We start from the raw sequence: 26024 nt of genomic DNA, 5'->3' as shown, positions 1-26024 counted from the left end.
TTCGATGCAATCCGACCTCACCCCGCAAGCGGCAGAGCTATCGCATATGACGATCGCGGTTTCGTGCTCGTCTCTCTCCACGTCGTCATGGCCGGGCTCGTCCCGGCCATCCACGTCGTTCGGCATGCTGAGAACGACGTGGATGCCCGGGACAAGCCCGGGCATGACGGAGCAACTCATCAGCAGGATTGCCCGCCGGGACAGCTCCGCATCTCCATATGCGATAGCTCTGCCGCGAGCGGGGAGAGGCGAGTGCCGGGTTCGCGGCCCCAGTGCACGACATCTTCATCATGGTATCTGCGTTCTTCTGCTCGCAGCCGTCCTCGCCTGCAGCTCCGCCGCTGCCCACGCCGAAGAAGCCTTCGTCACCAATCAGCTTAGCGATGATCTCACCATCGTCGATCTCGCGACGTCGAAGCCGGTGGCGACGATTCCGATCGGGGGCAAGCCGGCCGGCGTGGCTGTCGCCGCCGACGGGCGCTTCGCCTATGTGGCGAGCCCCGACGACAAGTCCGTCAGCGTGATCGACGCCCACGAGCGGAAAGTCGTCGCGCGTATCGATGTCGGCGGCGGGCCGCTCGGCATCGTGGTGACGCCAAATGGCGCGACGGTCTATGTCGCCGACTGGTACAGCGCGGCGATCCGGGTCATCGACGCCAGCGCCCGCACGGTCACCACGAGCATCGCGGTCGGCGCCTCGCCCTCGGGGCTCGCCGTGACGCCGGACGGCAAGCTGCTGCTCTCGGCCGACCGCGACGACGACCAGGTCTCGGTGATCGACACGTCGACGCGGCAGCGGCTCAGGACGATCAAGGTCGGCACCCGCCCGTTCGGCGTCACCATCGACGCCGAGGGCAGGCGCGCCTATACCGCCAATGTCGGGTCCAACGACGTGTCGGTGATCGATCTCGCTGATTTCAGGGAGATCGGCCGCGTCAAGACCGGCCTGCGGCCCTATGCGGTCGCGCTGGCGCAGGGCAGGGGCTTCGTCACCGATCAGTATGACGGCACGGTCAGCGTGTTCGACGTGGCGAGCCTGCAGCCGCTCAAGCGCATCAATGTCGGCGACTATCCGGAGGGCATCGAAGCCACCGCCGACGGCCGGCAGATCATCGTCGCCAATTGGGAGAGCAACATGCTCAGCGTCATCGACGTCGCGACGCTGAAGGTGACCGGCGAAATCAAGGTCGGCGACGGCCCGCGCGCGTTCGGCGCGTTCCTGCGGCGGTAGCTCCGCGCCGGCAGTGGCAGATGCCGCCGACGCTCATGCAGGCGACGTATCACGTGCGGCTGGCGTCCCCACCAGCCGCTCAACGATCTCCTCCATCCGGGTGAACACGAGTTCGGGCTGCCGGTCGCGCAGCGCCTTTTCCGCCGCGTAGCCCCAGGTCACCGCACCGAAGGCGACGCCGGCGGCGCGGGCCGCATCGATGTCGCGGGTCTCGTCGCCGATGGCGATGACCTCGGTGGCAGCGGAACCCATGCGCTTCACCACGCGCCTGAACTTGCGCGCCTTGCCGTACAGCGAGGCCGAGCAGTCGAAGGCGGAGAACAACTGCGCGGAGGCGCCGAGCTTCTGGCGCGCATTGGCCTCGGTATCGGAGGACACCAGCGCGAGGCGGATGCCCGCAGCGGCCAGTGTCGCCAGCATGGCCTCGACGCCGGCGAACAGCGGAATGCTGGCGGCCTGCTCGGTCTTGAGGCGGCGGATGTGCCGCGCGATCAGTGGCAGCTTCCAGCGCGAGACGCCGAGATGCTGCAGCACCTCGGCCGCCGAGGAGTGGCGCAGAAGCTCGACGTCTTCGTCGACGACGGGGCGAAAGCGATAGCGCGCCGCCACGATGTTCACGTTGCGGCGAAACCACGGAAGGCTGTCGGCCAGCGTGTCGTCGAGATCGAAGATGACGAGGGAGTAGGGCATCGGACCGAACGTGGTGAAAGAGCGGAAGGGCGATCTGCAGCATGAGGTCGGGCGTGGCGGCCTGCGCCAATAGCAACACGATACGCCGGACGCAATCGGACGGGGCGGCGTGCGGCACCGAGACCGGCGTGACGCAGCGACGCGCGGTCGCCGCCTGACCTGCTGCTGCGACGGGGCGACCCTCACTCTGTCTTGAACGGCAGTCGCGGCCGATCACGATCGGCTCACGGCGTTTGTGACCTTGCACTGCAGGAACGCTGCCGCAGTGCGGCCGTTGACCCCGCACAAGAAGAAGGAACACCACATGCAACATGCGATCAAGATGGCGGCGCTTACCGCCGCAACGCTGGTGATCGGCACGGCCGCCGCATCCGCTCAGGGCTATGCCCGTTACAACGACTCGATGGCTTGGGTTCCGCCGGCCGCGTCCTACGATTCCGAGCCGGGCTATGACGCCGCGCCGGCACCGATGTATCGTCAGGGTCCGGCGACCTGGGGCCGCGGTTACAACGGCACCAACCATCCGACCCCGAGTTCGAGCCAGGGCGATGTCGGCCCGCAGGGCAACAACAACGGCACGCTGACCGGCGCCTATCGCCAGTGGTAACGATCCCCGCGCGCTAGCGCGACCTGACCAACCCGCCGCTCGGACACGAGCGGCGGGTTTGTCGTGTCTATCGAGTCCGTTTCTCTCTCAGCAATCCGATTGGATCATCGGTCCGCCGAGTGAGCGTCGCGTCGGCTCGCAAGATTGTTGGACGCTGCCGCGGAACCTCGGCCGCGTCGGCGTCGTTTGTCCCCGCGAGAATAGGAACAAAGGAGCGAGATGATGCGCATGATTGCAATGGCTGCGCTGGCGGCCGCGACTCTGGTGACCGCCACGGTCGGCGCTTCGGCCGGCGAGTACGGCCCCGGCGGCTACGGCTATGGCGGACAGGGGATGCCCACCTACGCCGACCGCGACGCCTACGCCTGGGCGCCGGCGCCGGTCTATGAGGTGAGGCCGGGCTATGAGGAAGGCTACGTCGCCGTCGCGCCGGGGCCCTACTACGGTCCGGGCTGGGGCACCGGCTACAACGGCACCAACCACCCGACCCCGAGCTCGTCCCAGGGCGACGTCGGCCCCGGCGGCAACAACAATGGCACGCGCAGCGGGTATTATCGCTGGTAGTTGAGTTCGTTGTGATCAAGCCCGTCGCTCTTTGGAGAGCGGCGGGCTTCGCCTTACGAACCGGTATCAATCACATGCGTCATTGCGAGGAGCGAAACGACGAAGCAATCCAGAGTCGCGTGCTCGGCCCTGGATTGCTTCCGCCTTCGCCCGCTGGGCTTCGGCTGAAACGCTTCGTTCGCAATGACGTCAAAGGAGGAACTACTCCGCGGCCTCGCTGGCGGCGCCACGCCCGCGCTTCTTCGGTTTGGCCGACTTCTCCAGCACCGGCTTGAGGAACTGCCCCGTGTAGCTGCGCGGGGCCTTGACGATGTCCTCCGGCGGGCCCCAGGCGACGATCTCGCCGCCGCCGTCGCCGCCTTCGGGGCCTAAGTCGATCACCCAGTCGGCGGTCTTGATGACCTCGAGATTGTGCTCGATCACGACCACCGTATTGCCCTGCGCGACCAGCTCGTGCAGCACCTCCAGCAGCTTCTTGACGTCGTGGAAGTGCAGGCCGGTGGTCGGCTCGTCGAGGATGTAGAGCGTGCGGCCGGTGGCGCGCTTCGACAGCTCCTTGGCGAGCTTGACGCGCTGGGCCTCGCCGCCGGAGAGCGTGGTGGCCTGCTGACCGACATGGATGTAGTCGAGGCCGACGCGGCGCAGGGTCTCGAACGTGTCGCGGACGCGTGGCACCGCCTTGAAGAACTCGGCGGCCTCCTCGACGGTCATGTCAAGCACGTCGGCGATCGACTTGCCCTTGAACAATACGTCGAGCGTCTCGCGGTTGTAGCGCTTGCCCTTGCAGACGTCGCAGGTGACGTAGACATCCGGCAAAAAGTGCATCTCGATCTTGATGACGCCGTCGCCCTGGCAGGCCTCGCAGCGGCCGCCCTTGACGTTGAAGGAGAAGCGGCCGGGCTCGTAGCCGCGTGCCTTCGCCTCGGGAAGACCGGCAAACCATTCGCGGATCGGCGTGAACGCGCCGGTATAGGTCGCGGGATTGGAGCGCGGCGTGCGGCCGATCGGCGACTGGTCGATGTCGATGATCTTGTCGATGTGCTCCAGGCCCTCGATGCGGTCGTGCGGCGCGGCGCCCTCGCTGGCGCCGTTGAGCTTGCGCGCGATCGCCTTGTAGAGCGTGTCGATGAGAAGCGTCGACTTGCCGCCGCCGGAGACGCCGGTGATGGCGGTGAACAGGCCGAGCGGGATCTCGGCCGAGACGTTCTTCAGATTGTTGCCGCGGGCGTTGATGACCTTGATGGTGCGGCGGTGGTTCGGCGGCCGCCGCTCCGGCACCTCGACCTCGAGTTCGCCGGTGAGATATTTGCCGGTCAGCGACTTCGGATTGCGCATGATCTCGGCGGGGGTGCCCTCGGCGACGATGTGGCCGCCATGGGTGCCGGCGCCGGGGCCGATGTCGAGCACGTAGTCGGCGAGACGAATGGCGTCCTCGTCGTGCTCGACCACGATCACGGTGTTGCCGAGATCGCGCAGCCGCTTCAGCGTGTCGAGCAGGCGGGCGTTGTCGCGCTGGTGCAGGCCGATCGACGGCTCGTCGAGGACGTAGAGCACGCCGGTCAGCCCCGAACCGATCTGCGAGGCCAGGCGGATGCGCTGGCTCTCGCCGCCGGACAGGGTGCCGGAGGAGCGCGCCAGGGTCAGGTAGTTCAGGCCGACGTCGAGCAGGAAGGTCAGGCGGTCGCGGATCTCCTTCAGGATGCGGGTCGCGATCTCGGTCTGCTGCGCGTTGAGCTGCTTCGGCACCTCGGCGAACCATTCGCCGGCGGCTTTGACGCTGAGCTCGGAGATATCGCCGATATGCTTGCCGCCGACCTTGACGCTCAGCGCCTCGGGCTTCAGTCGAAAACCCTTGCAGCCGGCGCAGGGCACGTCGTTGAAGTATTTGCCGAGCTCCTCGCGCGCCCATTCGCTCTCGGTCTCGCGGAAGCGGCGCTCGATGTTGGTGATGACGCCCTCGAACGGCTTCTTGGTGTCGTAGGCGCGGACGCCGTCCTCATAGGTGAACTTGATCTCGTCGTCGCCCGAGCCGTGCAGCAGCGCGTTCTGCGTCTTCTTCGGCAGGTCCTTCCACTTGGTGTCCAGGGTGAACTTGTAGAACTTCCCGAGCGCGGTCAGCGTCTGCAAATAATAGGGCGAGGACGACTTGGCCCAGGGCGCGATCGCGCCCTTGCGCAGGGTGACGTCCTTGTCGGGAATCACCAGATCGGCGTCGACATGCTGCTCGACGCCGAGGCCGCCGCATTCCGGGCAGGCGCCATAGGGATTGTTGAACGAGAACAGCCGCGGCTCGATCTCGGGGATGGTGAAGCCGGAGACCGGGCAGGCGAATTTTTCGGAGAACAGGATGCGCTCGGGCCCGCTCTTGTCGTGGATTTTTGCGGTCTTCTTCTTTTCCTTCTCCTCCGCCGGCGCGGCGGAGGCTGGCGCGTCGGCGAACTCGATGACGGCGAGGCCCTCCGCGAGCTTCAGCGCAGTTTCAAAACTCTCGGCCAGGCGCTGGCCGATGTCGGGGCGGACGACGATGCGGTCGACGACGACGTCGATGTCGTGCGGGAATTTCTTGTCGAGCGTGGGCGCCTCGGCGAGCTCGTGGAAGGTGCCGTCGATCTTGACGCGCTGAAAGCCCTTCTTGAGATATTCGGCGAGCTCCTTCTTGTACTCGCCCTTGCGGCCGCGCACGACCGGCGCCAGCAGATACAACCGCGTACCCTCGGGCAGCGCCAGCACGCGGTCAACCATCTGCGACACGGTCTGGCTCTCGATCGGCAGGCCGGTGGCCGGCGAGTAGGGCACGCCGACACGCGCCCACAGCAGCCGCATGTAATCGTAGATCTCGGTGACGGTGCCGACGGTGGAGCGCGGGTTCTTCGACGTGGTCTTCTGCTCGATCGAGATCGCCGGCGACAGGCCGTCGATCTGGTCGACATCCGGCTTCTGCATCATCTCCAGGAACTGGCGCGCATAGGCGGAGAGCGATTCGACGTAGCGGCGCTGGCCCTCGGCATAGATGGTGTCGAATGCGAGCGAGGATTTGCCTGAGCCGGAGAGCCCGGTGAAGACGACGAGCTTGTCGCGCGGGATCTCGACGTCGATGTTCTTGAGATTGTGCTCGCGGGCACCGCGGATGGTGATCGCCCGCAGGCTCGACGAGTTGGCTTGCGTGCGCTGCTTGGCCTTGATCACTTCATCCATGACGATCGTCCCACGGCGCCAAATCGCGCCATCATTGCAGGCGCGCACCGCCGGGAACCGGCCATCGGACGCCAATGGAAAGGTATGCTCGGAACGTAGGAAGAACGCAGCTGGATTTCCAGTGCCGCGCACGAATCATCAACAATGCGCTGCGCGCGTGGCAGCGATTGGCAGGAGGCCGAGCGGACCCGAGCGGGTTTGCCCCGTCGCGGGCTCGAATCGCGCAAACGCGCCGCCCAAAGAAAAAGCCTCCGCTCGGGTCGAGCGGAGGCTTTGTGCGTTGGCCCGGAGGCGTCGTTCTTAGAAGTGGTAGTTCACGCCGACCTGCACGGAGTGCAGGTTGAGGTCGCCGGTCGCCAGCGCGCCATTGAAGTAGCTCTTGCCCTCGAAGGACTTGTAGAGGTACTCGGCCTTCACCGACCACTTCGGTGCGAACATCCATTCTGCGCCAGCGCCGACGGTCCAGCCGTTCAGGAACTGCTCGTCGGACACGCCCACGCCGAGCGCCGACAGGGACAGCTTGTTGTTGGCCCAGGCATAACCGCCGGTGGCGTACAGCAGGGTCGGACCGAAGGCGTAACCGATGCGGCCGCGCACCGTGCCGGTGCTGTTGACCTTGGTGCTGGCGGTCACGAGACCGAAGCCCGGGACGATGCCGGAGATCGAGTCAGTGAGGTCGGCCCAAGCTGCGTCAGCCTCGAGGCCGTACACGACGGGGCCCTGCTGCCAGTTGTAGCCGATGGTGCCGCCGGCCAGACCGCCCTTGACGCCAGACGACTCTTCCGTGGCATAGCCGCCCATCGCACCGATGTAGAAACCGGTCCAGGTCATCACCGGCGCGAGAACCGGGGCCTTGGTGTAGGTCGGGCGTGCAGCGAGATCAGCGGCGGCGGCGGGAGCGGCCAGGGCGGCCACGGCCACGGTCGCGAGCAGGATCTTCTTCATTCTTGTCTCCAGTTTATTCCTTGAAGTCCGCATCGCACCGAAAAGCTTACGCACGAAACAGACTCACCCGTTCAAGTTGACGAGGTTCCTATAGCCCGGTTCCGTACGGATTACCGTCACCGCGAAGACACAGTCGCGGCGAAACAGCGCAGATCCTGACATGATCTGGAAAGATCATGTTGCTCAAGTGCTTGGTTCCCGTTGTGGCGTTGAAGCAAGGGCGCTTTTTTGCAACAAAAAAGGCCGGCGCGAGGCCGGCCTTCTGCAGTTCTGGAGCCTTCCAGAGTCAGTATTTGGCGATGACCGGGCCGCCGAAGCGGTAGTTGAGGCGCGCCGTGAACAGGTCGACGTCCTGCTTGATGGTGTCGGTCTGGGTGAAGACCGCGCCGCGGAACGGGACGTTCGTGTTGCCCATGAACAGGTGGTCGTATTCGAAGCCCACCGACCAGTTCGGCGCAAACGCGTATTCGACGCCGGCGCCGACGGACGCGCCCCATTTGTGCACGGTCGTGGTGGCCAGCACGGTGTTGATCACGCCGGAAAAGATCTCGTACTTGGTGTCGGTGACGGCCGCGCCGCCCTTGGCGTAGAGCAGGACGTTTTCGAAGGCATAGCCGATCTGGCCGGTGAACAGGCCAAAGGCGGTGAGCTTGCTCCGATTGCGGTCCGGGGCGAACACTGGGCTGACGTTGTTTCCGGTCAGGTCGGCCCAATTGCCCTGCGCTTCCAGGCCAAACACCACCGAACCCATCTGCCAGCGATAGCCGAACTGGCCACCGATGGTGCCGCCGGTCGCATTATGGCACCCCTCGGCCGGGCCGGCCACGAGGGTCCAGCAATTGCGGCTCGATCCGTAACCGCCGTTGATGCCGAGATAGAAGCCGCCCCAGTCGTTGATGGCGACCATCATCGGCGGCGCCTTGGTGTAGGGCCGTGCCGCGAGGTCCGCTGCGGACGCCGAGGTGGCGGTTGCGATGCCGACGAGAGCCGTCGTGATCACGAGCAACTTCTTCATCAAATTCTCCCCCAAGGAGTTGGAATGACAAGCGATGGGGAAGTCATACACGGGGCACCCCCGGGAGGCTGTAACGCACGCGCCACATGGCCAAAAAAGCGTTATAAATCAAATATTTAACACAAAAGAGCCGCCGCGGTGCCGGGCCTCGGACACGAAAAAGGCCAGCGCGGACGCCGGCCTTTCGCAATCGTGCGCGGCGAGGTGTTTCAGTAGCGCGTGCCGGGCGCGCCGAAGCGGTAGTTCACCCGGACGGTCGCCATGTCGATGTCCTGCTTGATGGTGTCGACGCGGGAGTTCACAGTCGCCGTCGCGGGGAAACTGACGTCGCGCGAGCCCATGAAGAGGTGATCGTACTCGACCGCGACCGACCAGTTCGGTGCAAAGCCGAATTCGACGCCGGTGCCGACGGTGCCACCCCAGCGGGTCTCGCTGGCGGAGTCGAGCAGCGTGCCGACCGGGAACGGAGCCGCCGCGTTGGCGGTGCCGGTGTATTTGTTGTGGGTGACCGCCGCGCCGCCCTTCACATACCAGAGCACGTTGCCCCAGGCATAGCCGACCTGACCGGTGAACAGCCCGATCGCGTCGGTCTTGGTGTTGTTGGTGATGCCGGCCGCGAGCGCCGCGGTGCTGGCGTTCGACGATTTCAGGTCGGTCCAGTCGCCCTGGGCTTCGAGGCCGAACACCCAGCTGGCGGCCTGCCAGCGATACCCGACCTGGCCGCCGATGAGGCCGCTCGAGGCGTTGCGGCAGCCTTCGGACTGCGTCGGCACGACCGGCGCGCCGCCGACATTGTTCAGCGTCCAGCAATTGCGGCTCCAGTCGGCACCGCCGTTGACGCCGAGATAGAATCCGGCCCAGCTCGGCAGCGGCGTGACATAGGCCGGCGGCGGCGCCTTGCCATAGGGCCGCGCAGCGAAGTCGGCTGCCGATGCCGGTGCCACTCCGAGCAAGGCGGCGCCCGCCGTCACGATCAGCGTTGTCTTCTGCATCTCTTCTCTCCCCAGTCCCAGAACGACCATCGCCGGATCCCTCCGATCCGGCCCCGATGTGGCGTGTTGCTGATCGTAGGAGGGACTGATTTTCGAAGCGGTGAACCGACGGGCGCAGGCGCGCCGTTGTGTCGGTCGTGCTTAACCGGCGGTAAACGGGCAGGGGCGGGATGGGTTTGGCAGCGGGCCCGTGCCGGCGGCGGGGGCCTGCCTGAGTGGCGTGACCTGCATGCGTGCGGCCCGGCCGAAGCTCGAGCTCGGTGAGACGGCCGTACCGCGGCGTCAGTGCGTCAGTGCTTGGAGACGACCGGACCGCCCCAGCGATAGTTGACGCGGACGGTGGCCATGTCGACGTCCTGACCGACGGTATCGGTTCGAGTCGCCCCACCGGCGGGAAGGCCGGAGAAGTTGAGGGCCTTGTTGCCCATGAAGATATGTTCGTATTCGGCGCCGACCGACCAGTTCTTGCCGAAGCCCACTTCGACGCCGGTTCCGACCGTCGCGCCCCAGCGCGTCGCGGTGGACTGGTCGAACGCCGTGCCCGTCCCGGTGGCGAGACCGGTGTACTTCTCGCCCGCGACGGCTGCGCCGCCCTTCACATACCAGAGCACGTTGTTCCAGGCATAGCCGATCTGGCCGGTGAGAAGGCCGACACCGTTGACCTTGGTCTGGTTGGTGACCGCGGGCGCGAGCTGACTGGTGTTGCTGCCCTTGAGGTTGGCCCAGTTGCCCTGGCCTTCGACACCGAACACCCAGCTGCCCGCTTGCCAGCGATAACCGATCTGGCCGCCGGCCAGCGCGCCGGCCGCATCGTGGCAGCCCTCGGCATTGGTCGCGGCGACGCCGCCAAAGGTCACGTTGTTGGTCCAACAACTGCGTGCGGAGCCACCGCCAGCGTTCAGACCGAGATAGAAGCCGCTCCAATCATAGATCGTCGCGATCATCGCGGGCGCCTTGGTGAAGGTGCGCGCGGGCAAATCGGCTGCGATCGCCGGCGCAAGCCCCAACGCCAGCGAGGTTGTCGCCCCCAGCAACAGCCTTCTCATCGCAGTCCCCAAACCCAGTCCGACGCCCGCACGCACACTCTCACCAACGCCCATCCGCGAGGCCTTGATAGACCCTTCCGTGGTAAAAAGCCGTCACCCAAAGGACACAACGGCTCAGCAAGTGCCGGTTCTGGCACGCAAAAAAAGGCCGGCGCGAGGCCGGCCTTTCGACATATTCGCTTCCAGGGCGCAATCAGTAGCGCGACACGCCCGGACCACCGAAGTGGTAGGAGATGCCGGCCTTGACGGTGTGGATGGTGTCGCTCCACTCCGAGCGGTTGGCCACGACCGGCGAGTACTGGATCGTGCTCTTGCCGAAATCGAGATAGTTGTACTCGACCTTCGCCGACCAGTTGGGGGCGAACATGTATTCGGCGCCAGCGCCGATCGTCCAACCCCAGCGCCAGTCGTTCCGTACGAACACGTTACCCGGAACGCCGTCATAGCGGTGCTGCAGGTCGCCGACGGCGGCACCGCCGCTGACGAAGAACAGCGCCGGACCAGCAGCCCAGCCGAGACGACCCTTGATGTCGCCGAAGCCACGCAGCTTGGTGAAGTAGGTGTCACCGAGGCCAGCGTTGATCACGCTCGAGCGGCCGTCGACGTCGGCCCAGTGGTAGTCGCCTTCGAGACCGAACACGACGTTGTCGACCTGCCAGTTGTAGCCGATGACGCCACCGGCGAAGCCGCCGTTGAAGTCGTAGCGCTGGGTGCCGGCAAAGATCGCCGTATTCGGCGCGCCGAAGAAGGTCTCATCGCTCCGCCCCCAGGCGCCGCCGCCCTGCAGACCCAGATAGAAGCCGGCCCAGGTCGGCAGCGGGGCGGGGGCCACCATCGGCGCCTTGGTGTAAGGGCGGGCGGCGAGATCGGCGGCGCCTGCGGGGGCCAGCGACCCCAAACCGATCAAGCTGACAGCTCCAAGAAAAACACTCTTCATCCCAAGTTTCATCCCAAGTCTCCCGCGTTTTGCGCCCCGAAAATCGTCCCCGGAGGCGCGCTTTTGTGAAGATGGTACGACCAGCGTGTCGGCCCCATTCCATCCTCAAATATACGCGATTCAACTCTGGATACCGTCTCCCAAAAGCCACAGGCGAGGAGGATGTGAGGCGACCTAACCTAATGAAAGTTAATTATTTTTCCGTGATTATAGGGAACCATTTCAGGGTTCCGTGGCGGAACTTTTGGTTCCCGTTGGGTTCCGCGGTACTATACGCATGGTTGTGGGCGTTGCGATGCGAACAAAGCTGGAACAATCCGGGGCGCGTTGCTATATGTGGATAAGCGATGAGAAGGCAGGTGGCCTTAGCGGCAACCGTATAGGGTCCGCCCGAAGGACGGGTTTCGCCGCCTTGCGCCGATGCACCGGTGAGCATGGCCGGTCCAGTGCATTTCTGAAAACCGCGGGAGAGTGTGATGGCGGGTAGCGTGAACAAGGTGATTTTGGTCGGCAATCTCGGCAAGGATCCGGAGATCCGGCGCACGCAGGATGGTCGGCCGATCGCCAATCTGAGCATCGCGACGTCCGAAACGTGGCGCGACAAGGGCACCGGCGAGCGCAAGGAGAAGACCGAGTGGCACCGCGTGGTGATCTTCAACGAAGGTCTCTGCAAGGTCGCCGAGCAGTATCTCAAGAAGGGCGCGAAGGTTTACATCGAGGGCGCGCTGCAGACCCGCAAATGGACCGACCAGAGCGGTGTCGAGAAATACTCGACCGAGGTCGTGCTGCAGGGCTTCAATTCGACGCTGACGATGCTCGATGGCCGAGGCGGCGGCGGGGGCGGCAACTTCGCTGACGAGCCGGGTGGCGATTTCGGCAGCAGCGGTCCGTCGATGGCGCCGCCGCGCCGCGCGGTCGCTTCGGCCGGCGGTGGCGGACGCAACAGCGACATGGACGACGACATTCCGTTCTGACGCGCGCGGCGACGCGGCAAACACGCGTCGGCTTCCATTCGTGTCTGGACGGGCGTCGGCGGGTGGCTGCGTGCCGCGGTCGAGGGCAGGCAGAAGCCCTGGATGCGTGCAGCCAATGTTGATGCTATCAACATGTCGATGCTATCAAGGGGGGCCGCGCAACGCGCGGGCCGCCATGCCGGGGCCGTCGCATGAGCTTTGCGCCGCTGTTCGATGCCGAGCCCGCCATCCAGCTGCACGCCCTTGCTGCGATGACGGCGTTCGCCCTGGGGCTGGTCCAGTTCGCTGCACCCAAGGGCACCTTGCCGCATCGAACGCTCGGCTGGATCTGGGTGGCGCTGATGGCCGCCGTTGCGGCCAGCTCGTTCTGGATTCATACCATCCGGCTGGTCGGTCCATGGAGCCCGATCCACCTGCTGTCGCTCTACACGCTGGCCGCGCTGCCGCTGGCCGTATGGGCTGCGCATCGCCATCGGGTAACGGCCCATCGCCGCGCCATGATCGCGCTGTTTGCCGGCGCCCTCGTCATCGCCGGACTGTTCACGCTGCTGCCGGGACGGGTCATGCACAAGGTGGTGTTCGGCTCGTAGCGGAGCCGTTTCCGCAGCATCTCGCAGGCGGCTGCGCGGTCTGGTTAAGTGACTGGAAAGGCGAGCGGAAAAAGCGCGCCTTGGACATCCTTAGGGGTGGTTTGCGGCACGCTCCTGGAGTATATGATTCCAAGCGATTTTCGCCTGTCAAACCGACCGGAATCCCCTTTGTCTGAACCTGAAGATGAGAAGCCCGGCGAGCCGGGCGGACCTTCCGACATTCGTCCCGTTTCCATCCTCGACGAGATGAAGCGCTCCTACCTCGATTACGCGATGAGCGTGATCGTGTCGCGAGCGCTGCCCGATGCGCGCGACGGCCTGAAGCCGGTGCATCGTCGCATCCTGTATTCGATGTACGAGCAGGGGCACACGCCGGACAAGAAGTACGTCAAGTCCGCGCGCGTGGTCGGTGACGTCATCGGTAAATACCATCCGCATGGCGACCAGTCGATCTATGACGCCATGGTGCGCATGGCGCAGGACTTCTCGATGCGCGTGCCGTTGATCGACGGCCAGGGCAACTTCGGCTCGGTCGACGGTGATCCTCCCGCAGCGTATCGATATACCGAAGCCAAGCTCGCGAAGTCTGCGATCCCGCTGCTCGACGACATCGACAAGGACACGGTCGACTTCCAGCCGAACTACGACAATTCGGACAGGGAGCCTTCGGTTCTTCCGGCCAAGTTCCCGAACCTGCTGGTCAATGGCGCCGGCGGCATCGCGGTCGGCATGGCCACCAACATCCCGCCGCACAATCTCGGCGAGGTCATCGACGCCTGCGTCGCGCTGATCGACAATCCCGCACTCACGATCGACGACCTGATCAACATCATTCCGGGCCCGGATTTTCCGACCGGCGGCATCATCCTCGGGCGGGCGGGCATCCGTAGCGCCTATCATCTCGGCCGCGGCGGGATCATGATGCGGGGCAAGGTGCGGATCGACACCATCCGCAAGGATCGCGAGGCGATCATCGTCTCCGAGATTCCCTACCAGGTCAACAAGGCGACGATGGTCGAGCGCATCGCCGAACTGGTGCGCGAGAAGAAGATCGAAGGCATTTCCGATTTGCGCGACGAGTCGGATCGCGACGGCTATCGCGTCGTGATCGAGTTGAAACGCGACGCGGTGCCGGACGTGGTGCTGAACCAGCTCTACAAATTCACGCCGCTGCAGACGAGCTTTGCCGCCAACATGCTGGCGCTCGACGGCGGCCGTCCGCAGACGATGACCTTGAAGGATCTGCTGACGATCTTCATCGCGTTCCGCGAACGGGTCGTCACGCGCAGAACCAAGTACCTGCTCAACAAGGCGCGCGATCGCGCCCACATCCTGGTCGGCCTCGCGGTCGCCGTCGCCAATATCGACGAGGTCATCCGCGTCATCAGGACGTCGCCAAATCCGACCAGCGCGCGCGATGCGCTGATGTCGCGCGATTGGCCGGCCAAGGATGTCGAGGCCATCATCACCCTGATCGACGACCCCCGTCATCGGCTCGCGGAAGATGGCACCATCCGCCTGTCGTTCGAGCAGGCGAGGGCCATTCTCGATCTGCGCCTGCAACGGCTGACCGCGCTCGGCCGCGAGGAAATCTCGGACGAACTGGACAAGCTCAAGATCGAAATCAACGACTATCTCGACATCCTGCGCTCGCGTGCGCGCGTGCAGGGCATCGTCAAGGACGAACTCGCCGCCGTCAAAGCCGAGTTCGGCACGCCGCGCCGCACCGTGATCGCCGAGCAGGAAGGCGAGGTCGAGGACGAGGACCTGATCCAGCGCGAGGACATGGTCGTGACCGTGTCCCATGCCGGCTACACCAAGCGCGTGCCGCTGTCGGCCTATCGCGCCCAGCGCCGCGGCGGCAAGGGCCGCGCCGGCATGCAGACCCGCGAGGAGGATTTCGTCAGCCGGCTGTTCGTGGCGTCCACGCACACGCCGGTGCTGTTCTTCTCGTCGCGCGGCCAAGTCTACAAGGAGAAGGTCTGGCGGCTGCCGGTCGCGGCGCCCAACGGGCGCGGCAAGGCGCTGATCAACATCCTGCCGCTGGAGCAGGGCGAGCGCATCACCACGATCATGCCGCTGCCGGAGGACGAATCCTCCTGGGCCAATTTCGACGTGATGTTCGCCACCACCGGCGGCAATGTCCGCCGCAATAAGCTGTCGGATTTCGTCGATGTGCGCCGCTCCGGCATCATCGCGATGAAGCTCGACGAGGGCGAAGAGATCGTCAACGTGCAGATCTGCACCGAGCGTGACGACGTGCTGCTCACGGCGTCGGGCGGGCAGTGCATCCGCTTCCCGGTTCCGGACGTGCGCGTGTTCACGGGGCGCACCTCGATGGGCGTGCGCGGCATCGCGCTCGCCGAGGGCGACAAGGTGATCTCGCTGTCGATCCTGCGCCACGTCGAGACCACCTCGGACGAGCGCACCGCCTATTTGAAGATGCGCCGAGCCATGGCGGGCGATACGGCCGCCGAGGAGCCGGTCGAGAGCGAGGGCGAGGAGGCCGCAGCCGCGGGCTCGATCCAGCTGTCGCAGGAACGCTATGTGGAGATGTCGGCCCAGGAGCAGGTGGTGCTGACCGTCTCGGTCAACGGCTACGGCAAGCGGACCTCGTCCTACGAGTACCGCACCACCGGCCGCGGCGGCAAAGGTATCGTCGCGATGTCCGTCAACAACCGCAACGGCAAGCTCGTCGCGTCATTCCCGGTCGAGGACGGCGATCAGATCATGCTGGTGACCGACAAGGGCCAGCTGATCCGCTGTCCCGTCGACGGCATCCGTATCGCCGGTCGCTCGACCCAGGGCGTCATCGTGTTCAACACCGCCGACGATGAGCACGTCGTCTCGGTGGAGCACATCGGCGAAGAGACGGAGAATGGCAACGGGGCGAATGGGACTGAAGCGGCGAATGGGGAGTAAGAAGGCGAATGGCGAATAGGGAGTAGCGAGTAGGGACGAATCGGGTTCTTGCCTATTCGCTATTCGCTATTCGCTATTCGCTATTCGCTCACTGCGTCCGGTCGACGCCGACCACCCGCGCCTCGCGGATCGTCGCCTTGGTGCCGGCGGTGCGCAGACAGGAGGCCTCGAAGTTCGGCCAAGCCTGCTGCGAGCAGTCGCGGCCGATCGGGCGGAAGTCCAGGCGATCGCCCTTGGCCAGCGGCTGCGGTACACTGGCGGCGACCTCCGGGGCAAAGCCGGGCAGCACGGTGAGGGCGGTGGCCACGAAGCCGGCCGCTGCGATGGCAGAAAGCGCTTTGATCATGACGGTCCCCTGTCCTGGTCTTGGGCCGTTCCCGGCCTGTCGTTTGTTAAGGATTTGATAACCTCTTCGGGTTTCGGGATGCTTTCGCCGGCCGAGCGAATTGGTTTCGTGTCCTGGCGGATGTGTTTCGTGGTCCGGGGTCCCATGAAACAATCGTCGAAGGGGGCTGCAGTTCCGGCCGGCGTCGTCAGATCTCGCGCGGATCGAGCCTGTCCCGGCCATCACAGCCGCGCCAGCGCCCGCGACGGCGGCTTGCCGGTCTGTTCCGGGCGGTATAGGACGGGCGCATGCAACGCATTGCGCTCTATCCAGGCTCGTTCGATCCCGTCACCAACGGCCATCTCGACGTGGTCCGGCAGGCCGTTCATCTCTGTGACCGGCTGATCGTTGCGGTCGGCGTGCATCACGGCAAGAAGCCGCTGTTCTCGACCGAGGAGCGGCTGGCGATGGCCCAGGAGGTGTTCGGGCCGGTCGCTGCGGCGGCGGGTTGCGGGTTCGAGACCGCCACCTACGACAATCTGACCGTGACCGCAGCGCAAAAGGCCGGAGCCGTTCTCATGATCCGCGGCCTGCGGGACGGTACCGATTTCGACTATGAGATGCAGCTCGCCGGCATGAACCAGACCATGGCACCGGCAGTCCAGACCGTGTTCGTCCCGGCGTCGGTTGCCGTTCGTCCGATTGCGGCCAGCCTGGTCCGCCAGATCGCCGCCATGGGCGGCGAGATTTCGCATTTCGTGCCGCCGTCGGTGGTCGACAGCCTCAAGGCCAAGTTCGTTTGACAGTCCATGCGCCGCTGGCCTTTCGCGCCGCGCGGCGTTGCCACGCGTTCCCTCATTCCTTCGGAGTAGCCATGATCCGCGCTCTCGCCTTCGTCTTCGCTGTCGTCTTCGCGCTGCCGGCGCTGGCGCAATCGCTGCCCGCCGGGCTCGACAAGCAGAACGCGCTCGTCATCGACACCACCAAGGGCCGCATCGTCATCAAGCTGCGCACCGATCTGGCGCCGCAGCACGCCGAGCGGCTGAAGACGCTGGCGCGCGAAGGCTACTACAACAACGTGCCGTTCCACCGCGTCATGGACGGGTTCATGGCGCAGACCGGCGACGGCCAGAAGTTCGACGGCACCGGCGGCTCGAAATATCCGAACCTGAAGCAGGAGTTTTCGTCGACGCCGTTCAAGCGCGGCACCGTCGGCATGGCGCGCCGCGGCGACAGCGTCGATTCCGCCAATTCGCAGTTCTTCATCTGCTTCGGCGATGCCTCGTTCCTCAACGGCCAGTACACCGTGATCGGTGAGGTCGTGCAGGGCATGGACGTCGTCGACAAGCTCAAGAAGGCGCCTGCGGGTTCGGCCGGCGGCGCCGTGACCGATCCCGACAAGATGGTCAAGGTGCAGGTCGCCTCGGACATCAAGTAGGCCCGTGGAGCAGGGCGCCCGGGTCACGTGCCCGGGTTCCCGGCGTTCAAGGATCCCCTTGCCGCGTCAGGGATGCGGCCCGGTTCTGCGCCCCATCGACAGGACCGCCGGCTTCAGCTTTGAGCCCGATGGGTCTATCCTGGACCGGCATCGCCCGAGCGTTCCGTCATGCTCGGATGGCCGTCAGGGGGGACGGCCGGACCTTTGGAAGGCAGATCGAGAATACACCCAGGATTTGAATTGTCCTGACCCCCATCATTCCCAGCGAAACGAGAGACCAGCATGGCTGTGACCGAAAATACCTTGATCCTCGAAACCACCCAGGGCCCCGTCACCATCGAGATGCGTCCCGATCTCGCGCCCGGCCATGTCGCGCGCATCAAGGAGCTCGTCCGCGAGGGCTTCTATGACGGCATCGTGTTCCACCGCGTCATCGACGGCTTCATGGCGCAGACCGGCTGTCCGCAGGGCACCGGCACCGGCGGCTCCGGCCAGAAGCTGAAGGCCGAGTTCAATGCCGAGCCGCACGTGCGCGGCACCACCTCGATGGCCCGCGCCGCGAGCCCGGACTCCGGCGACAGCCAGTTCTTCATCTGCTTCGACGACGCCCGCTTCCTGGACAAGCAGTACACGGTCTGGGGCAAGGTCACTGAGGGCATGGAGAACGTCGACAAGATCAAGCGCGGCGAGCCGGTGCAGAACCCCGACAAGATCGTCAAGGCCCGCATGGCCGCCGATCCGGCGTAACGAACGACCCTCATGGTGAGGAGCGTGCGCAGCACGCGTCTCGAACCATGAGGCCACAGTCGGGCCTCATCCTTCGAGACGCGCTGGCGCGCTCCTCAGGATGAGGTTTCCGATGCTCGTCCCAGTACGATGCGCACCGACCTGTTCGACTTCCATCTTCCGCCCGAAAACATCGCGCTGCGGCCCGCCAGCCCGCGCGAGGCCGCGCGCATGCTGGTGGTGCAGGGCGACGGCGTGCAGCGCGACCGCAGCGTCGCCGATCTGCCGGATTGGCTGGAGCCGGGTGATCAGCTCGTCGTCAACGACACCAGGGTGATCGCGGCGCAGCTCTCGGGCCGCCGTATCAGCCGCGACACCGAGGCCAAGATCGAGGCGACCTTGATCAAGCGGCTCGACGGCTCGCGCTGGCAGGCGCTGGTCAGGCCGGCCAAGAAGCTCGCCCCCGGTGACACGATCCGCTTCGGCAACGAGGGCAAGGTCTGCCTGCTCGGCCATCTCGATGCGACGGTCGAGGCCAAGGGCGACGAGGGCGAGGTGACGCTGTCCTTCGTGTTTCACGGCCCGGCGCTCGACCAGGCCATCGCCGATCTCGGCCGGCCGCCGCTGCCACCCTACATCGCCGGCAAGCGGCCGGCGGACGAACAGGACGCCGCCGACTATCAAACCATGTTCGCGGCCAGGGAAGGCGCGGTGGCGGCCCCCACGGCCGGCCTGCATTTCACGCCGGCGCTGGAGCAGCGGCTGCGCGAACGCGGAGTCGGACTGCAGCGCGTCACGCTGCATGTCGGGGCCGGCACGTTTCTGCCTGTCAAAGTCGAGGACACCGAGGGCCACCGCATGCATGCGGAGTGGGGCAGCCTCACGCCGGAGACCGCGGCGGCGCTGAACGAGGCCCGTGCCAAAGGCGGCCGCATCGTCGCGGTCGGCACGACATCATTGCGGCTCCTGGAAAGCGCGGCGCTGCCGGACGGCACCATCGCGCCGTTCGAGGCGGAGACGGCGATCTTCATCACCCCCGGCTATCGCTTCCGCGCCGTCGACATCCTGATGACGAACTTCCATCTGCCGCGCTCGACCCTGTTCATGCTGGTCTCGGCCTTCGCCGGGCTGGAGACGATGCAGGCGGCCTATGCGCATGCGATTAGCAGTGGCTACCGGTTCTATTCCTATGGCGATGCGTGTCTGTTGTTTCGTCAACAGGACGAGCGTGTCGTCGAACCGTAGGGCGGGCAAAGCGATGCCGAAGGCGGCGCGTGCCCACCGCCCATCAGCGCGCTCCTCGGCAAGACGGTGGGCACGGCGCCACTGCGGTCGTGCGCGAGGAGAGAGCTGGGCTGCGCCTTTGCCCACCCTCAGACTCATTAGTTTCCAGTTGAGATGATAGACAGTGCCGGTGCGCATGAATGCGCCCTCTCCCCTTGTGGGAGAGGGCATGTAGGACAGCGCGGCAAGCTCGGTTGGTGAGGGGTATCTTTCCACGAGCATGCCTCGCTGAAACATACCCCTCACCCAACCGCGCGCGCGGATAGGCCGGCGATGCCCTCTCCCACAAGGGGAGAGGGCGCATCTATGCGCACCGCGCTCGGCTTCCGAGCGTCATGGCGATGCGGCTCATTGCAACTTCGTCCAGTCAGCTACGCCATCGCCCGCTCCGGCAGGAGCTCCGCGATCTGCACGGCGTTGAGCGCGGCGCCCTTGAGCAGTTGGTCTGCGGCGACGAACATCGCGATCGAATGGCCGCTCGGATCCGACAGGTCCTTGCGGATGCGCCCCACCAGCACGTCGTCCTGGCCGGAGGCATCGACCGGCATCGGGAAGTAGTTGTTGGCGCGGTCGTCGACGATGCGCACGCCCGGCGCGGTCGCGAGGATGCGGCGGACTTCGTCTTCCGTGATCGGCTTCTCGCATTCGAAGGTGATGGCCTCGCAATGCGCGCGCAGCACCGGCACGCGGACGCAGGTGACGCCGATCGCAAGCCCATCGTCCTCGAAGATCTTGCGGGTCTCGTTGATGACCTTGGTCTCTTCGTCGTTGTAGCCGGTGTGGGGATCGATGGCGGTGTTGTGGCTGAACAAATTGAAGGCGAACGGATGCGGCATCACCTTCGGCGCATAAACTTGGCCGTTGAGGCTGGCGCGGGTCGACTGCACCAGTTCGTCCATCGCGGCCGCACCGGCGCCGCTGGCGGCCTGGTAGGTCGAGATGATCACGCGCTTGATGCGGTTCTGCTGATGGATCGGCCACAGCGGCACCAGGGCCGTGATCGCCGCGCAATTCGGGTTGGCGATGATGCCCTTGTGGTCGCGGATGCGGCGGGCGTTGATCTCGGGGATGACCAGCGGCACGTTCGGGTCCATGCGGAAGGCCGAGGAATTGTCGACCACGACGGCGCCGGAGCGGACGGCGATCGGCGCGAACTTCTTGGAAATCCCGCTGCCGGCCGAGAACAGCGCGATGTCGACGCCCTCGAAGGAGCGCTCGGTCAGCTCCTCGATCACGATGGGCTGGCCGCGGAAGCTCACGGTCTGGCCGGCCGAGCGCGCGCTCGCCAGCGCCTTGAGCTTGCCGACGCGGACGTTGCGGCGCTCCAGGGTGGCGATGAATTCGGCGCCGACGGCGCCGGTGACGCCGACGATGGCAATGGTGGGATCTCGGCGGGAATCTTGGGGCACGTCTCAAAGTCTCCAGTTGGAATTTGGGCAACAAAAAAGCCCCGGACCTGCATCAGGCGGGGCTTCGGTTCGAAGATGGTCGCGATCGAGTTCGACTACGCGCGCACGCCTCCCGAGGCCCCCGAGGGCTTGGTGGTTTTCGTCGTGCGTTTGGTCGAGGTCGACATGGCGTGGGACCATAAGGGCGCACGGAACCGCCGTCAACGGCGGTTGCGGACGAAACTTGCGCCGATCACGGTTGAATCGGGGGCCATCCTGACGCAATAAGCCGGCCATGAGCTCCCCCGCTGGCGACCTTCCCAATCATTTCGACCTGCTCGGCACGGACGGTGCGGCCCGCACCGGCCGGCTGACGACGCCGCATGGCGTGGTCCGGACGCCCGCCTTCATGCCTGTCGGCACCGCCGGGGCCATGAAGGGCATTCACTGGCGCGACGTGCGCGAGGCCGGCGCCGACATCGTGCTCGGCAACACCTATCACCTGATGCTGCGGCCCACCGCCGAGCGCATCGCCGCCCTCGGCGGCCTGCAGCGCTTCACCGGCTGGGGCGGGCCGATGCTGACCGATTCCGGCGGCTTCCAGGTCATGTCGCTATCGGGCTTGCGCAAGGTCACCGAGCAGGCGGTGACGTTCCGTTCGCATATCGACGGCGCCAAAATCGAACTGTCGCCGGAGCGTGCCATCGAGGTGCAGCGCCTGCTCAACTCCGACATCGCGATGCAGCTCGACGAATGCGTGCGGCTGCCGGCGGAGCGCGACGACATCGAGCGCGCGATGCGGCTGTCGCTGCGCTGGGCCGAGCGCTGCCGCCGCGCCTTCGAAAGCGCGCCTGCGGGCTACATGCTGTTCGGAATCGTGCAGGGCGGCGACGTGCCGGGCTTGCGCGTGGCAAGCGCCGAGGCGCTGGTCGATATCGGCTTCCATGGTTATGCCATCGGCGGCCTCGCCGTCGGCGAGCCGCAGGCGGTGATGCTCGAGATGATCGAGGCCACCGTTCCCGCTCTGCCGGCAGACCGGCCGCGCTATCTGATGGGTGTCGGCACGCCCGATGATCTCTTGGAATCGGTCAGGCGCGGCATCGACATGTTCGACTGCGTGCTGCCGACCCGCAACGGCCGCCATGGCGTCGCCTACACCCGCTTCGGGCCCGTGAACCTGCGCAACGCCCGCCACGCCGACGATCCGCGGCCGCTGGACGAAGAGAGCCCATGGCCGCCGGCGTGCAGTTACGCGCGGGCCTATCTGCATCACCTCATCAAGGCCGGAGAGGCGCTTGGTGCGACATTGCTGTCGGAAATCAACATCGCCTATTTCCAGCAGCTGATGGCCGGGATGCGCGAGGCGATCGGGCAGGGGCGGTTCACGGAATTCTATCAGCGCACCAAGGCGGATTGGGCGCGCGGCGACATCGCGCCGCACACGGTCTGATCGGTCTATGACGCGCAAAGACTGTCAGCGGCACCTGCCAGTCTCACGGGATCGCGAAGCAACGGTGGCATCACAGCGTGCATAGGCTACGCGTCTCGTCTCGACGTCACGGCTCCATCATCACGTCGTGGAACGTTTGCGTCGCGATGCCGTTCAGTTGCAGACGAAGCGGCTCCTCACGGAATGTTTGGTGACGAAGCCGTAGCCACAGGTGTCGCAGGTCCAGAGATAGCTGATCGCATTATCGGCCAGATAGGCCGATGCCTCCGCAGCAATCATGGAGTCGGCACAGACCGGGCATGTCGGCAAGTCGCAGCCGCGGGGATTCGGGCGCGGCGATGTGGTCGACATGAGATCCGCGAGTGCTGACATGGTGACCTCCTGGGCGATCTCTTTGTTGTCGTTTTCGGTGTCAGTGACGTCGATTTAGAACGGATCGATTTTCGAACGCGTCCAACTTTCAACTCGTCCAACTTCCAACGGGTTTGAAGTGCGTCACACAAAGAGTTTGTCTGGTGGTCTCTTCTTATGTGGTCCAGTGTCGGATGCTCTGTCCTGCCGGGACAAACTCGTGCGGCACCGACATCCTGATTGTACCATCTCGAAGATGACAATTCACTGACGGGCGCTCACCGATGTCGACCCCGACGGGAGGCGACGCCGCACCGTGAATCTCCGTCCGACTGAAGTCTAATCTAAACCGAATTCATTGACCTTGTCGCAACACAAATGCGTTGGTTTTGCGTAATTTAGCCACGAGTTGTTGTGCGCCGCGGTGCCCATACGATCGCGTAAACGTGCTTGCGCAGCGCAACAAGCTCGCTGAAGATGGTCCGGACCATTGTCGATGTCGCGCCGAAGTGCGCAAGGAGTGATCTGATGGAGTCATCAGCTGCGACGCAGCGTCCCGGGCGAGGGCGCGTATTTGATTCAATTGTCGACGCGTTCGGCAACACGCCGATTGTGCGATTGCGAAAACTGCCGGAGCAGCACGGCGTCAAGGCGACCATTCTGGCCAAGCTGGAATATTTCAATCCGGCGGCGAGCGTGAAGGATCGCATCGGCGTCGGCATGATCTTGGCCATGGAGCAGGCCGGGGTGCTCAAGCCAGACACCGTGCTGATCGAGCCGACCTCCGGCAACACCGGTATTGCGCTGGCCTTCGTGGCGGCGGCGCGTGGTTACAAGCTGAAGCTCGTGATGCCGGAATCGATGTCGGTCGAGCGGCGCAAGATGCTCGCGTTTCTCGGCGCCGAGATCGTGCTGACGCCGGCAGGGCAGGGCATGAAGGGCGCGATCGCGACCGCCGAGGAATTGGTGCGCACGACGCCGAACTCGGTGATGCCGCAACAGTTCAAGAACCTGGCCAATCCCGAGATTCATCGTCGCACCACGGCCGAGGAAATCTGGAACGACACGAACGGCAATATCGACGTCTTCGTCGCCGGTGTCGGCACCGGCGGCACCATCACCGGCGTCGGCCAGGTGCTGAAATCGCGCAAGCCCGGACTCAAGGTCGTGGCGGTCGAGCCGGAGGAGAGCCCGGTGCTGTCGGGCGGCCAGCATTCGCCGCACAAGATTCAGGGCATCGGCGCAGGTTTCGTCCCGGACATTCTCGACCGGTCGGTGATCGATGAGATCGTGAAGATCAACAGCACGACCGCGATCGAGACGTCGCGCGCGCTGGCCCGCAACGAAGGCATTCCCGGCGGCATTTCCTCGGGCGCGGCCATTGCGGCCGCCATCGAGATCGGCAAGCGGCCGGAGAACGCGGGCAAGACGATCCTGGCGATCGTGCCGTCGTTCTCGGAGCGCTATTTGTCCACGGCGCTGTTCGAAGGAATCTGATCATGGCCGATCAGCCGCGGCGTCCGCGCACGCTCGCCGACCCTCGTACCGAGGCCGAGGCTGCGTTCAAGAAGGTGACGACCAAGCCGGTCGAGGCGCCGCCGCCCAAGAAGGCGGCCGTCCCCGGCGTGCGGGAGCAGGTGACCCTGCGGATCGACCAGGACGTGCTGGAGCACTTTCAATCCGAGGGGCCTGGCTGGCAGGACCGCATCAATGCGGCCCTGCGCAAGGCGGCCGGCCTCTGACGACTGTGCCATAGGCGGTGGCTCCACGTTGCCACCGCTTCGACGGCTGCTCCGGCCGGCGGCCTTTCAGCTGCGCTGTGCCGGGGCATCGGGATCAGCGCCGGAACGCGCCGCCGAGCATTCCGCCCATCATGCCGCCGATGAAGGCCGCACCGGCGTCCGGACCGCCGCGATGATGGCCACCGCCGCCACCGCCGCTGCTGCGCTGCGCCCGGCGGGCAGGCCGCTCGTCCTCGCTTGCGCTGGCGGCCGACGCAGCCGGGACGATCTCGGCGAGCAGGGCCTTGTGCTGCAGCCTGGTGAGATAGCCGCTCGACGGATAGCCTCGGGCGGCCTGCCAGCGCTTGAGCACCGCGCGGGTGTCGCCGTCGAACTTGCCGGTCGCCTTGGTGTCGAAGCCGAGACCGGTGAGGCGGCGCTGCACGTCGCGGCGCTGGCCCTTGTCGAGGCCGATCTGGTCCTCGCTGACCTGCGTGCCTTCTTCGGTGAAGGTAAGCGGGTCGACGCCCGTGGTGAGGTTGCGGGTCGTGGTCGATGGGGCGTTGTCCAGCGACGCCACCCGGGCCAGCGCCAGCGATCTGAACTGGCCGTTGGGATAGTTGGTGAGGTAGGCCTTGAACTCTTCGGGCTTGTTGGAATCCTTCACCGAGCGCCAGAATTCGAGCTCGACGTCGTTCGCAGGAAGGGCCGCGACGACGGCTGCTGGCACGGCGCCGGCGGCCGCAGGGGTGCTGGCCGCGTTGGGATTGAGATAGACGGTGCCGATCAAATTGGTATGGCCCCAAGGCAGTTGGCCCTTGGCGGTCTCCTCGTTGACCTGGGCGCGCACCTTGGTCATGGCCTGCTGGATCTCGAGGCCCGGCTCAGTGATGTGCGCGATCAGCGCGCGCGTGAACGGGCTGTTGGTGCCGGCGTCACCGTCGAGCGCGGTCTGACCCGGACCCGTGGCGAACGCGATCAGCGTGCCTTCGCCGGATTTCATTTCGGCGAGACCGGTCTGCACCGAGACGCTGCGCGTCGACGTGCTCGACCGGATCTTGGCGGTGAACGGATTGTCGCGACAGGCGTCGAGGAACACCAGCTTGACCTTGGCGTCACCCAACGTCTGGTCGAGCGTGACGTCGACATTGATGGCGGCACCGAGCTTGGCGTCCATCTCCGACTTGATGTCGGCATCGATGGGCAGCAGGTAGTTGGTGCCGGAGATCGCGATGCCGTGGCCTGCGTAGTAGAACACGGCGACGTCCGCGCCCTGGCTGCGGCGGCCGAACTCCAGCAGCTTCTCGGTCATCTGCTCGCGGTTGAGGTTGGTGCCCTCGACGACGTCGAAGCCGACATTGCGCAGGGTCACCGCCATCGCCCTGGCGTCGACGGGCGGATTGGGAAGCTGGGCCACGTTCCTGTAGGCGCCGTTGCCGACCACGAACGCCACGCGCCGGTCGGCCCGCGCAGCATCGACGGCGAGCGCGGACAACACGAACGACAGAACGAGTGCCGGAATGAGGCTGCCACCCCGCATCTGAACCCCCTTTTGAAGCGTGATCGGCGACTGGAATCCGCCATGATCTCTACACCAAAAAGCCGTGATTGGCCCAGGTCAAATCGGCGGTTG

General features: G+C 65.5%; 25 protein-coding genes. 14 read left to right on the top strand and 11 right to left on the bottom strand.

What is annotated here, in order from left to right; translation table 11 throughout:
* Window positions 1–295 precede the first annotated feature (295 nt).
* Window positions 296–1231, top strand: coding sequence for a cytochrome D1 domain-containing protein (locus ACQR1B_RS27515; protein WP_434835563.1), 936 nt, complete (start codon window positions 296–298; stop codon window positions 1229–1231).
* 33 nt (window positions 1232–1264) lie between these two features.
* On the opposite strand, the gene ACQR1B_RS27510 is transcribed toward ACQR1B_RS27515, so the two are convergent.
* Window positions 1265–1921: an HAD-IA family hydrolase gene (locus ACQR1B_RS27510; protein ID WP_434835518.1), complete on the bottom strand. Its 657-nt coding sequence runs from the start codon at window positions 1919–1921 to the stop codon at window positions 1265–1267.
* Between the two features lie 304 nt (window positions 1922–2225).
* On the opposite strand from ACQR1B_RS27510, the gene ACQR1B_RS27505 reads away from it, so the two are divergent.
* Window positions 2226–2528: a hypothetical protein gene (locus ACQR1B_RS27505; protein WP_434835517.1), complete on the top strand. Its 303-nt coding sequence runs from the start codon at window positions 2226–2228 to the stop codon at window positions 2526–2528.
* A 219-nt stretch (window positions 2529–2747) separates the two neighbouring features.
* On the top strand, window positions 2748–3092 hold the full coding sequence (locus ACQR1B_RS27500; RefSeq protein ID WP_434835516.1) for a hypothetical protein: 345 nt from the start codon (window positions 2748–2750) through the stop codon (window positions 3090–3092).
* A gap of 201 nt (window positions 3093–3293) precedes the next feature.
* Here ACQR1B_RS27500 and uvrA read toward each other — a convergent pair whose 3' ends face one another.
* From uvrA to ACQR1B_RS27470, 6 genes are all read right to left on the bottom strand, one after another.
* Window positions 3294–6287 (bottom strand): excinuclease ABC subunit UvrA, encoded by a 2994-nt coding sequence (uvrA, locus tag ACQR1B_RS27495; RefSeq protein ID WP_434835515.1) that lies wholly within the window; start codon window positions 6285–6287, stop codon window positions 3294–3296.
* Window positions 6288–6587: 300 nt separating this feature from the next.
* A complete protein-coding gene (locus ACQR1B_RS27490) occupies window positions 6588–7232 on the bottom strand; it encodes an outer membrane protein (protein ID WP_434835514.1) in 645 nt (214 codons plus the stop codon).
* 286 nt (window positions 7233–7518) lie between these two features.
* Entirely contained in the window at window positions 7519–8247 is a 729-nt protein-coding gene (locus ACQR1B_RS27485; protein ID WP_434835513.1) for an outer membrane protein, read from the bottom strand.
* A gap of 209 nt (window positions 8248–8456) precedes the next feature.
* Window positions 8457–9239 carry an outer membrane protein gene (locus tag ACQR1B_RS27480; RefSeq protein WP_434835512.1) on the bottom strand — a complete coding sequence of 261 codons (783 nt, stop codon included), beginning with the start codon at window positions 9237–9239 and terminating at the stop codon, window positions 8457–8459.
* Between the two features lie 290 nt (window positions 9240–9529).
* On the bottom strand, window positions 9530–10285 hold the full coding sequence (locus ACQR1B_RS27475) for an outer membrane protein (RefSeq protein ID WP_434835511.1): 756 nt from the start codon (window positions 10283–10285) through the stop codon (window positions 9530–9532).
* Window positions 10286–10478: 193 nt separating this feature from the next.
* On the bottom strand, window positions 10479–11222 hold the full coding sequence (locus ACQR1B_RS27470) for an outer membrane protein (RefSeq protein WP_434835510.1): 744 nt from the start codon (window positions 11220–11222) through the stop codon (window positions 10479–10481).
* 476 nt (window positions 11223–11698) lie between these two features.
* Here ACQR1B_RS27470 and ACQR1B_RS27465 point away from each other — a divergent pair, with 476 nt between their 5' ends.
* The 3 genes from ACQR1B_RS27465 (at window position 11699) to gyrA (ending at window position 15708) form a co-directional block, all read left to right on the top strand.
* The gene (locus ACQR1B_RS27465; protein ID WP_434835509.1) at window positions 11699–12196 is read left to right on the top strand and encodes a single-stranded DNA-binding protein; all 498 of its coding nucleotides are present in this window, start codon (window positions 11699–11701) and stop codon (window positions 12194–12196) included.
* Between the two features lie 191 nt (window positions 12197–12387).
* On the top strand, window positions 12388–12786 hold the full coding sequence (locus tag ACQR1B_RS27460) for a DUF2306 domain-containing protein (protein WP_434835508.1): 399 nt from the start codon (window positions 12388–12390) through the stop codon (window positions 12784–12786).
* A 168-nt stretch (window positions 12787–12954) separates the two neighbouring features.
* Window positions 12955–15708 (top strand): DNA gyrase subunit A, encoded by a 2754-nt coding sequence (gyrA, locus tag ACQR1B_RS27455; RefSeq protein WP_434835507.1) that lies wholly within the window; start codon window positions 12955–12957, stop codon window positions 15706–15708.
* 88 nt (window positions 15709–15796) lie between these two features.
* On the opposite strand, the gene ACQR1B_RS27450 is transcribed toward gyrA, so the two are convergent.
* Entirely contained in the window at window positions 15797–16054 is a 258-nt protein-coding gene (locus tag ACQR1B_RS27450) for a hypothetical protein (RefSeq protein WP_434835506.1), read from the bottom strand.
* Between the two features lie 287 nt (window positions 16055–16341).
* On the opposite strand from ACQR1B_RS27450, the gene coaD reads away from it, so the two are divergent.
* The 4 genes from coaD to queA all read left to right on the top strand — a co-directional run bounded on the left by coaD (window position 16342) and on the right by queA (window position 19442).
* On the top strand, window positions 16342–16836 hold the full coding sequence (gene coaD, locus ACQR1B_RS27445; protein WP_434835505.1) for a pantetheine-phosphate adenylyltransferase: 495 nt from the start codon (window positions 16342–16344) through the stop codon (window positions 16834–16836).
* A 71-nt stretch (window positions 16837–16907) separates the two neighbouring features.
* A complete protein-coding gene (locus ACQR1B_RS27440; protein WP_434835504.1) occupies window positions 16908–17471 on the top strand; it encodes a peptidylprolyl isomerase in 564 nt (187 codons plus the stop codon).
* Between the two features lie 282 nt (window positions 17472–17753).
* Window positions 17754–18218 (top strand): peptidylprolyl isomerase, encoded by a 465-nt coding sequence (locus ACQR1B_RS27435; protein WP_434835503.1) that lies wholly within the window; start codon window positions 17754–17756, stop codon window positions 18216–18218.
* 129 nt (window positions 18219–18347) lie between these two features.
* Window positions 18348–19442, top strand: coding sequence for a tRNA preQ1(34) S-adenosylmethionine ribosyltransferase-isomerase QueA (queA, locus tag ACQR1B_RS27430; RefSeq protein WP_434835502.1), 1095 nt, complete (start codon window positions 18348–18350; stop codon window positions 19440–19442).
* A 410-nt stretch (window positions 19443–19852) separates the two neighbouring features.
* Here the strand turns inward: queA and ACQR1B_RS27425 are convergent, their stop codons facing one another.
* The gene (locus tag ACQR1B_RS27425) at window positions 19853–20890 is read right to left on the bottom strand and encodes an aspartate-semialdehyde dehydrogenase (RefSeq protein ID WP_434835501.1); all 1038 of its coding nucleotides are present in this window, start codon (window positions 20888–20890) and stop codon (window positions 19853–19855) included.
* Between the two features lie 75 nt (window positions 20891–20965).
* On the opposite strand from ACQR1B_RS27425, the gene ACQR1B_RS27420 reads away from it, so the two are divergent.
* Both ACQR1B_RS27420 and tgt read left to right on the top strand, forming a co-directional pair.
* Window positions 20966–21157 (top strand): hypothetical protein, encoded by a 192-nt coding sequence (locus ACQR1B_RS27420; protein WP_434835500.1) that lies wholly within the window; start codon window positions 20966–20968, stop codon window positions 21155–21157.
* 7 nt (window positions 21158–21164) lie between these two features.
* Window positions 21165–22319, top strand: a complete 1155-nt coding sequence (tgt, locus tag ACQR1B_RS27415; protein WP_434835499.1) for a tRNA guanosine(34) transglycosylase Tgt — start codon at window positions 21165–21167, stop codon at window positions 22317–22319.
* Window positions 22320–22472: 153 nt separating this feature from the next.
* Here tgt and ACQR1B_RS27410 read toward each other — a convergent pair whose 3' ends face one another.
* Window positions 22473–22691 carry a hypothetical protein gene (locus tag ACQR1B_RS27410; protein ID WP_434835498.1) on the bottom strand — a complete coding sequence of 73 codons (219 nt, stop codon included), beginning with the start codon at window positions 22689–22691 and terminating at the stop codon, window positions 22473–22475.
* Between the two features lie 507 nt (window positions 22692–23198).
* On the opposite strand from ACQR1B_RS27410, the gene cysK reads away from it, so the two are divergent.
* Window positions 23199–24167, top strand: coding sequence for a cysteine synthase A (gene cysK, locus ACQR1B_RS27405; RefSeq protein WP_434835497.1), 969 nt, complete (start codon window positions 23199–23201; stop codon window positions 24165–24167).
* A 2-nt stretch (window positions 24168–24169) separates the two neighbouring features.
* Window positions 24170–24412, top strand: coding sequence for a BrnA antitoxin family protein (locus tag ACQR1B_RS27400; RefSeq protein ID WP_434835496.1), 243 nt, complete (start codon window positions 24170–24172; stop codon window positions 24410–24412).
* 94 nt (window positions 24413–24506) lie between these two features.
* On the opposite strand, the gene ACQR1B_RS27395 is transcribed toward ACQR1B_RS27400, so the two are convergent.
* A complete protein-coding gene (locus ACQR1B_RS27395; protein ID WP_434835495.1) occupies window positions 24507–25931 on the bottom strand; it encodes a caspase family protein in 1425 nt (474 codons plus the stop codon).
* Window positions 25932–26024: the final 93 nt, after the last annotated feature.

It is taken from the genome of Bradyrhizobium oligotrophicum, assembly GCF_051168495.1.
In the GTDB taxonomy this organism is placed as follows: domain Bacteria; phylum Pseudomonadota; class Alphaproteobacteria; order Rhizobiales; family Xanthobacteraceae; genus Bradyrhizobium; species Bradyrhizobium oligotrophicum_A.
The sequence above is the reverse complement of the archived record's forward strand: the minus strand, read 5'-3'. Positions and strand labels throughout refer to the sequence as shown.

Coding starts and splice junctions, on each gene's coding strand:
- ACQR1B_RS27510 (WP_434835518.1), bottom strand. CDS start 1,921: ATGCCCTACTCCCTCGTCATCTTCGATCTCGACGACACGCTGGCCGAC.
- ACQR1B_RS27505 (WP_434835517.1), top strand. CDS start 2,226: ATGCAACATGCGATCAAGATGGCGGCGCTTACCGCCGCAACGCTGGTG.
- ACQR1B_RS27500 (WP_434835516.1), top strand. CDS start 2,748: ATGATGCGCATGATTGCAATGGCTGCGCTGGCGGCCGCGACTCTGGTG.
- uvrA (WP_434835515.1), bottom strand. CDS start 6,287: ATGGATGAAGTGATCAAGGCCAAGCAGCGCACGCAAGCCAACTCGTCG.
- ACQR1B_RS27490 (WP_434835514.1), bottom strand. CDS start 7,232: ATGAAGAAGATCCTGCTCGCGACCGTGGCCGTGGCCGCCCTGGCCGCT.
- ACQR1B_RS27485 (WP_434835513.1), bottom strand. CDS start 8,247: ATGAAGAAGTTGCTCGTGATCACGACGGCTCTCGTCGGCATCGCAACC.
- ACQR1B_RS27480 (WP_434835512.1), bottom strand. CDS start 9,239: ATGCAGAAGACAACGCTGATCGTGACGGCGGGCGCCGCCTTGCTCGGA.
- ACQR1B_RS27475 (WP_434835511.1), bottom strand. CDS start 10,285: ATGAGAAGGCTGTTGCTGGGGGCGACAACCTCGCTGGCGTTGGGGCTT.
- ACQR1B_RS27470 (WP_434835510.1), bottom strand. CDS start 11,222: ATGAAGAGTGTTTTTCTTGGAGCTGTCAGCTTGATCGGTTTGGGGTCG.
- ACQR1B_RS27465 (WP_434835509.1), top strand. CDS start 11,699: ATGGCGGGTAGCGTGAACAAGGTGATTTTGGTCGGCAATCTCGGCAAG.
- ACQR1B_RS27460 (WP_434835508.1), top strand. CDS start 12,388: ATGAGCTTTGCGCCGCTGTTCGATGCCGAGCCCGCCATCCAGCTGCAC.
- ACQR1B_RS27450 (WP_434835506.1), bottom strand. CDS start 16,054: ATGATCAAAGCGCTTTCTGCCATCGCAGCGGCCGGCTTCGTGGCCACC.
- coaD (WP_434835505.1), top strand. CDS start 16,342: ATGCAACGCATTGCGCTCTATCCAGGCTCGTTCGATCCCGTCACCAAC.
- ACQR1B_RS27440 (WP_434835504.1), top strand. CDS start 16,908: ATGATCCGCGCTCTCGCCTTCGTCTTCGCTGTCGTCTTCGCGCTGCCG.
- ACQR1B_RS27435 (WP_434835503.1), top strand. CDS start 17,754: ATGGCTGTGACCGAAAATACCTTGATCCTCGAAACCACCCAGGGCCCC.
- queA (WP_434835502.1), top strand. CDS start 18,348: ATGCGCACCGACCTGTTCGACTTCCATCTTCCGCCCGAAAACATCGCG.
- ACQR1B_RS27420 (WP_434835500.1), top strand. CDS start 20,966: ATGGTCGCGATCGAGTTCGACTACGCGCGCACGCCTCCCGAGGCCCCC.
- tgt (WP_434835499.1), top strand. CDS start 21,165: ATGAGCTCCCCCGCTGGCGACCTTCCCAATCATTTCGACCTGCTCGGC.
- ACQR1B_RS27410 (WP_434835498.1), bottom strand. CDS start 22,691: ATGTCAGCACTCGCGGATCTCATGTCGACCACATCGCCGCGCCCGAAT.
- cysK (WP_434835497.1), top strand. CDS start 23,199: ATGGAGTCATCAGCTGCGACGCAGCGTCCCGGGCGAGGGCGCGTATTT.
- ACQR1B_RS27400 (WP_434835496.1), top strand. CDS start 24,170: ATGGCCGATCAGCCGCGGCGTCCGCGCACGCTCGCCGACCCTCGTACC.
- ACQR1B_RS27395 (WP_434835495.1), bottom strand. CDS start 25,931: ATGCGGGGTGGCAGCCTCATTCCGGCACTCGTTCTGTCGTTCGTGTTG.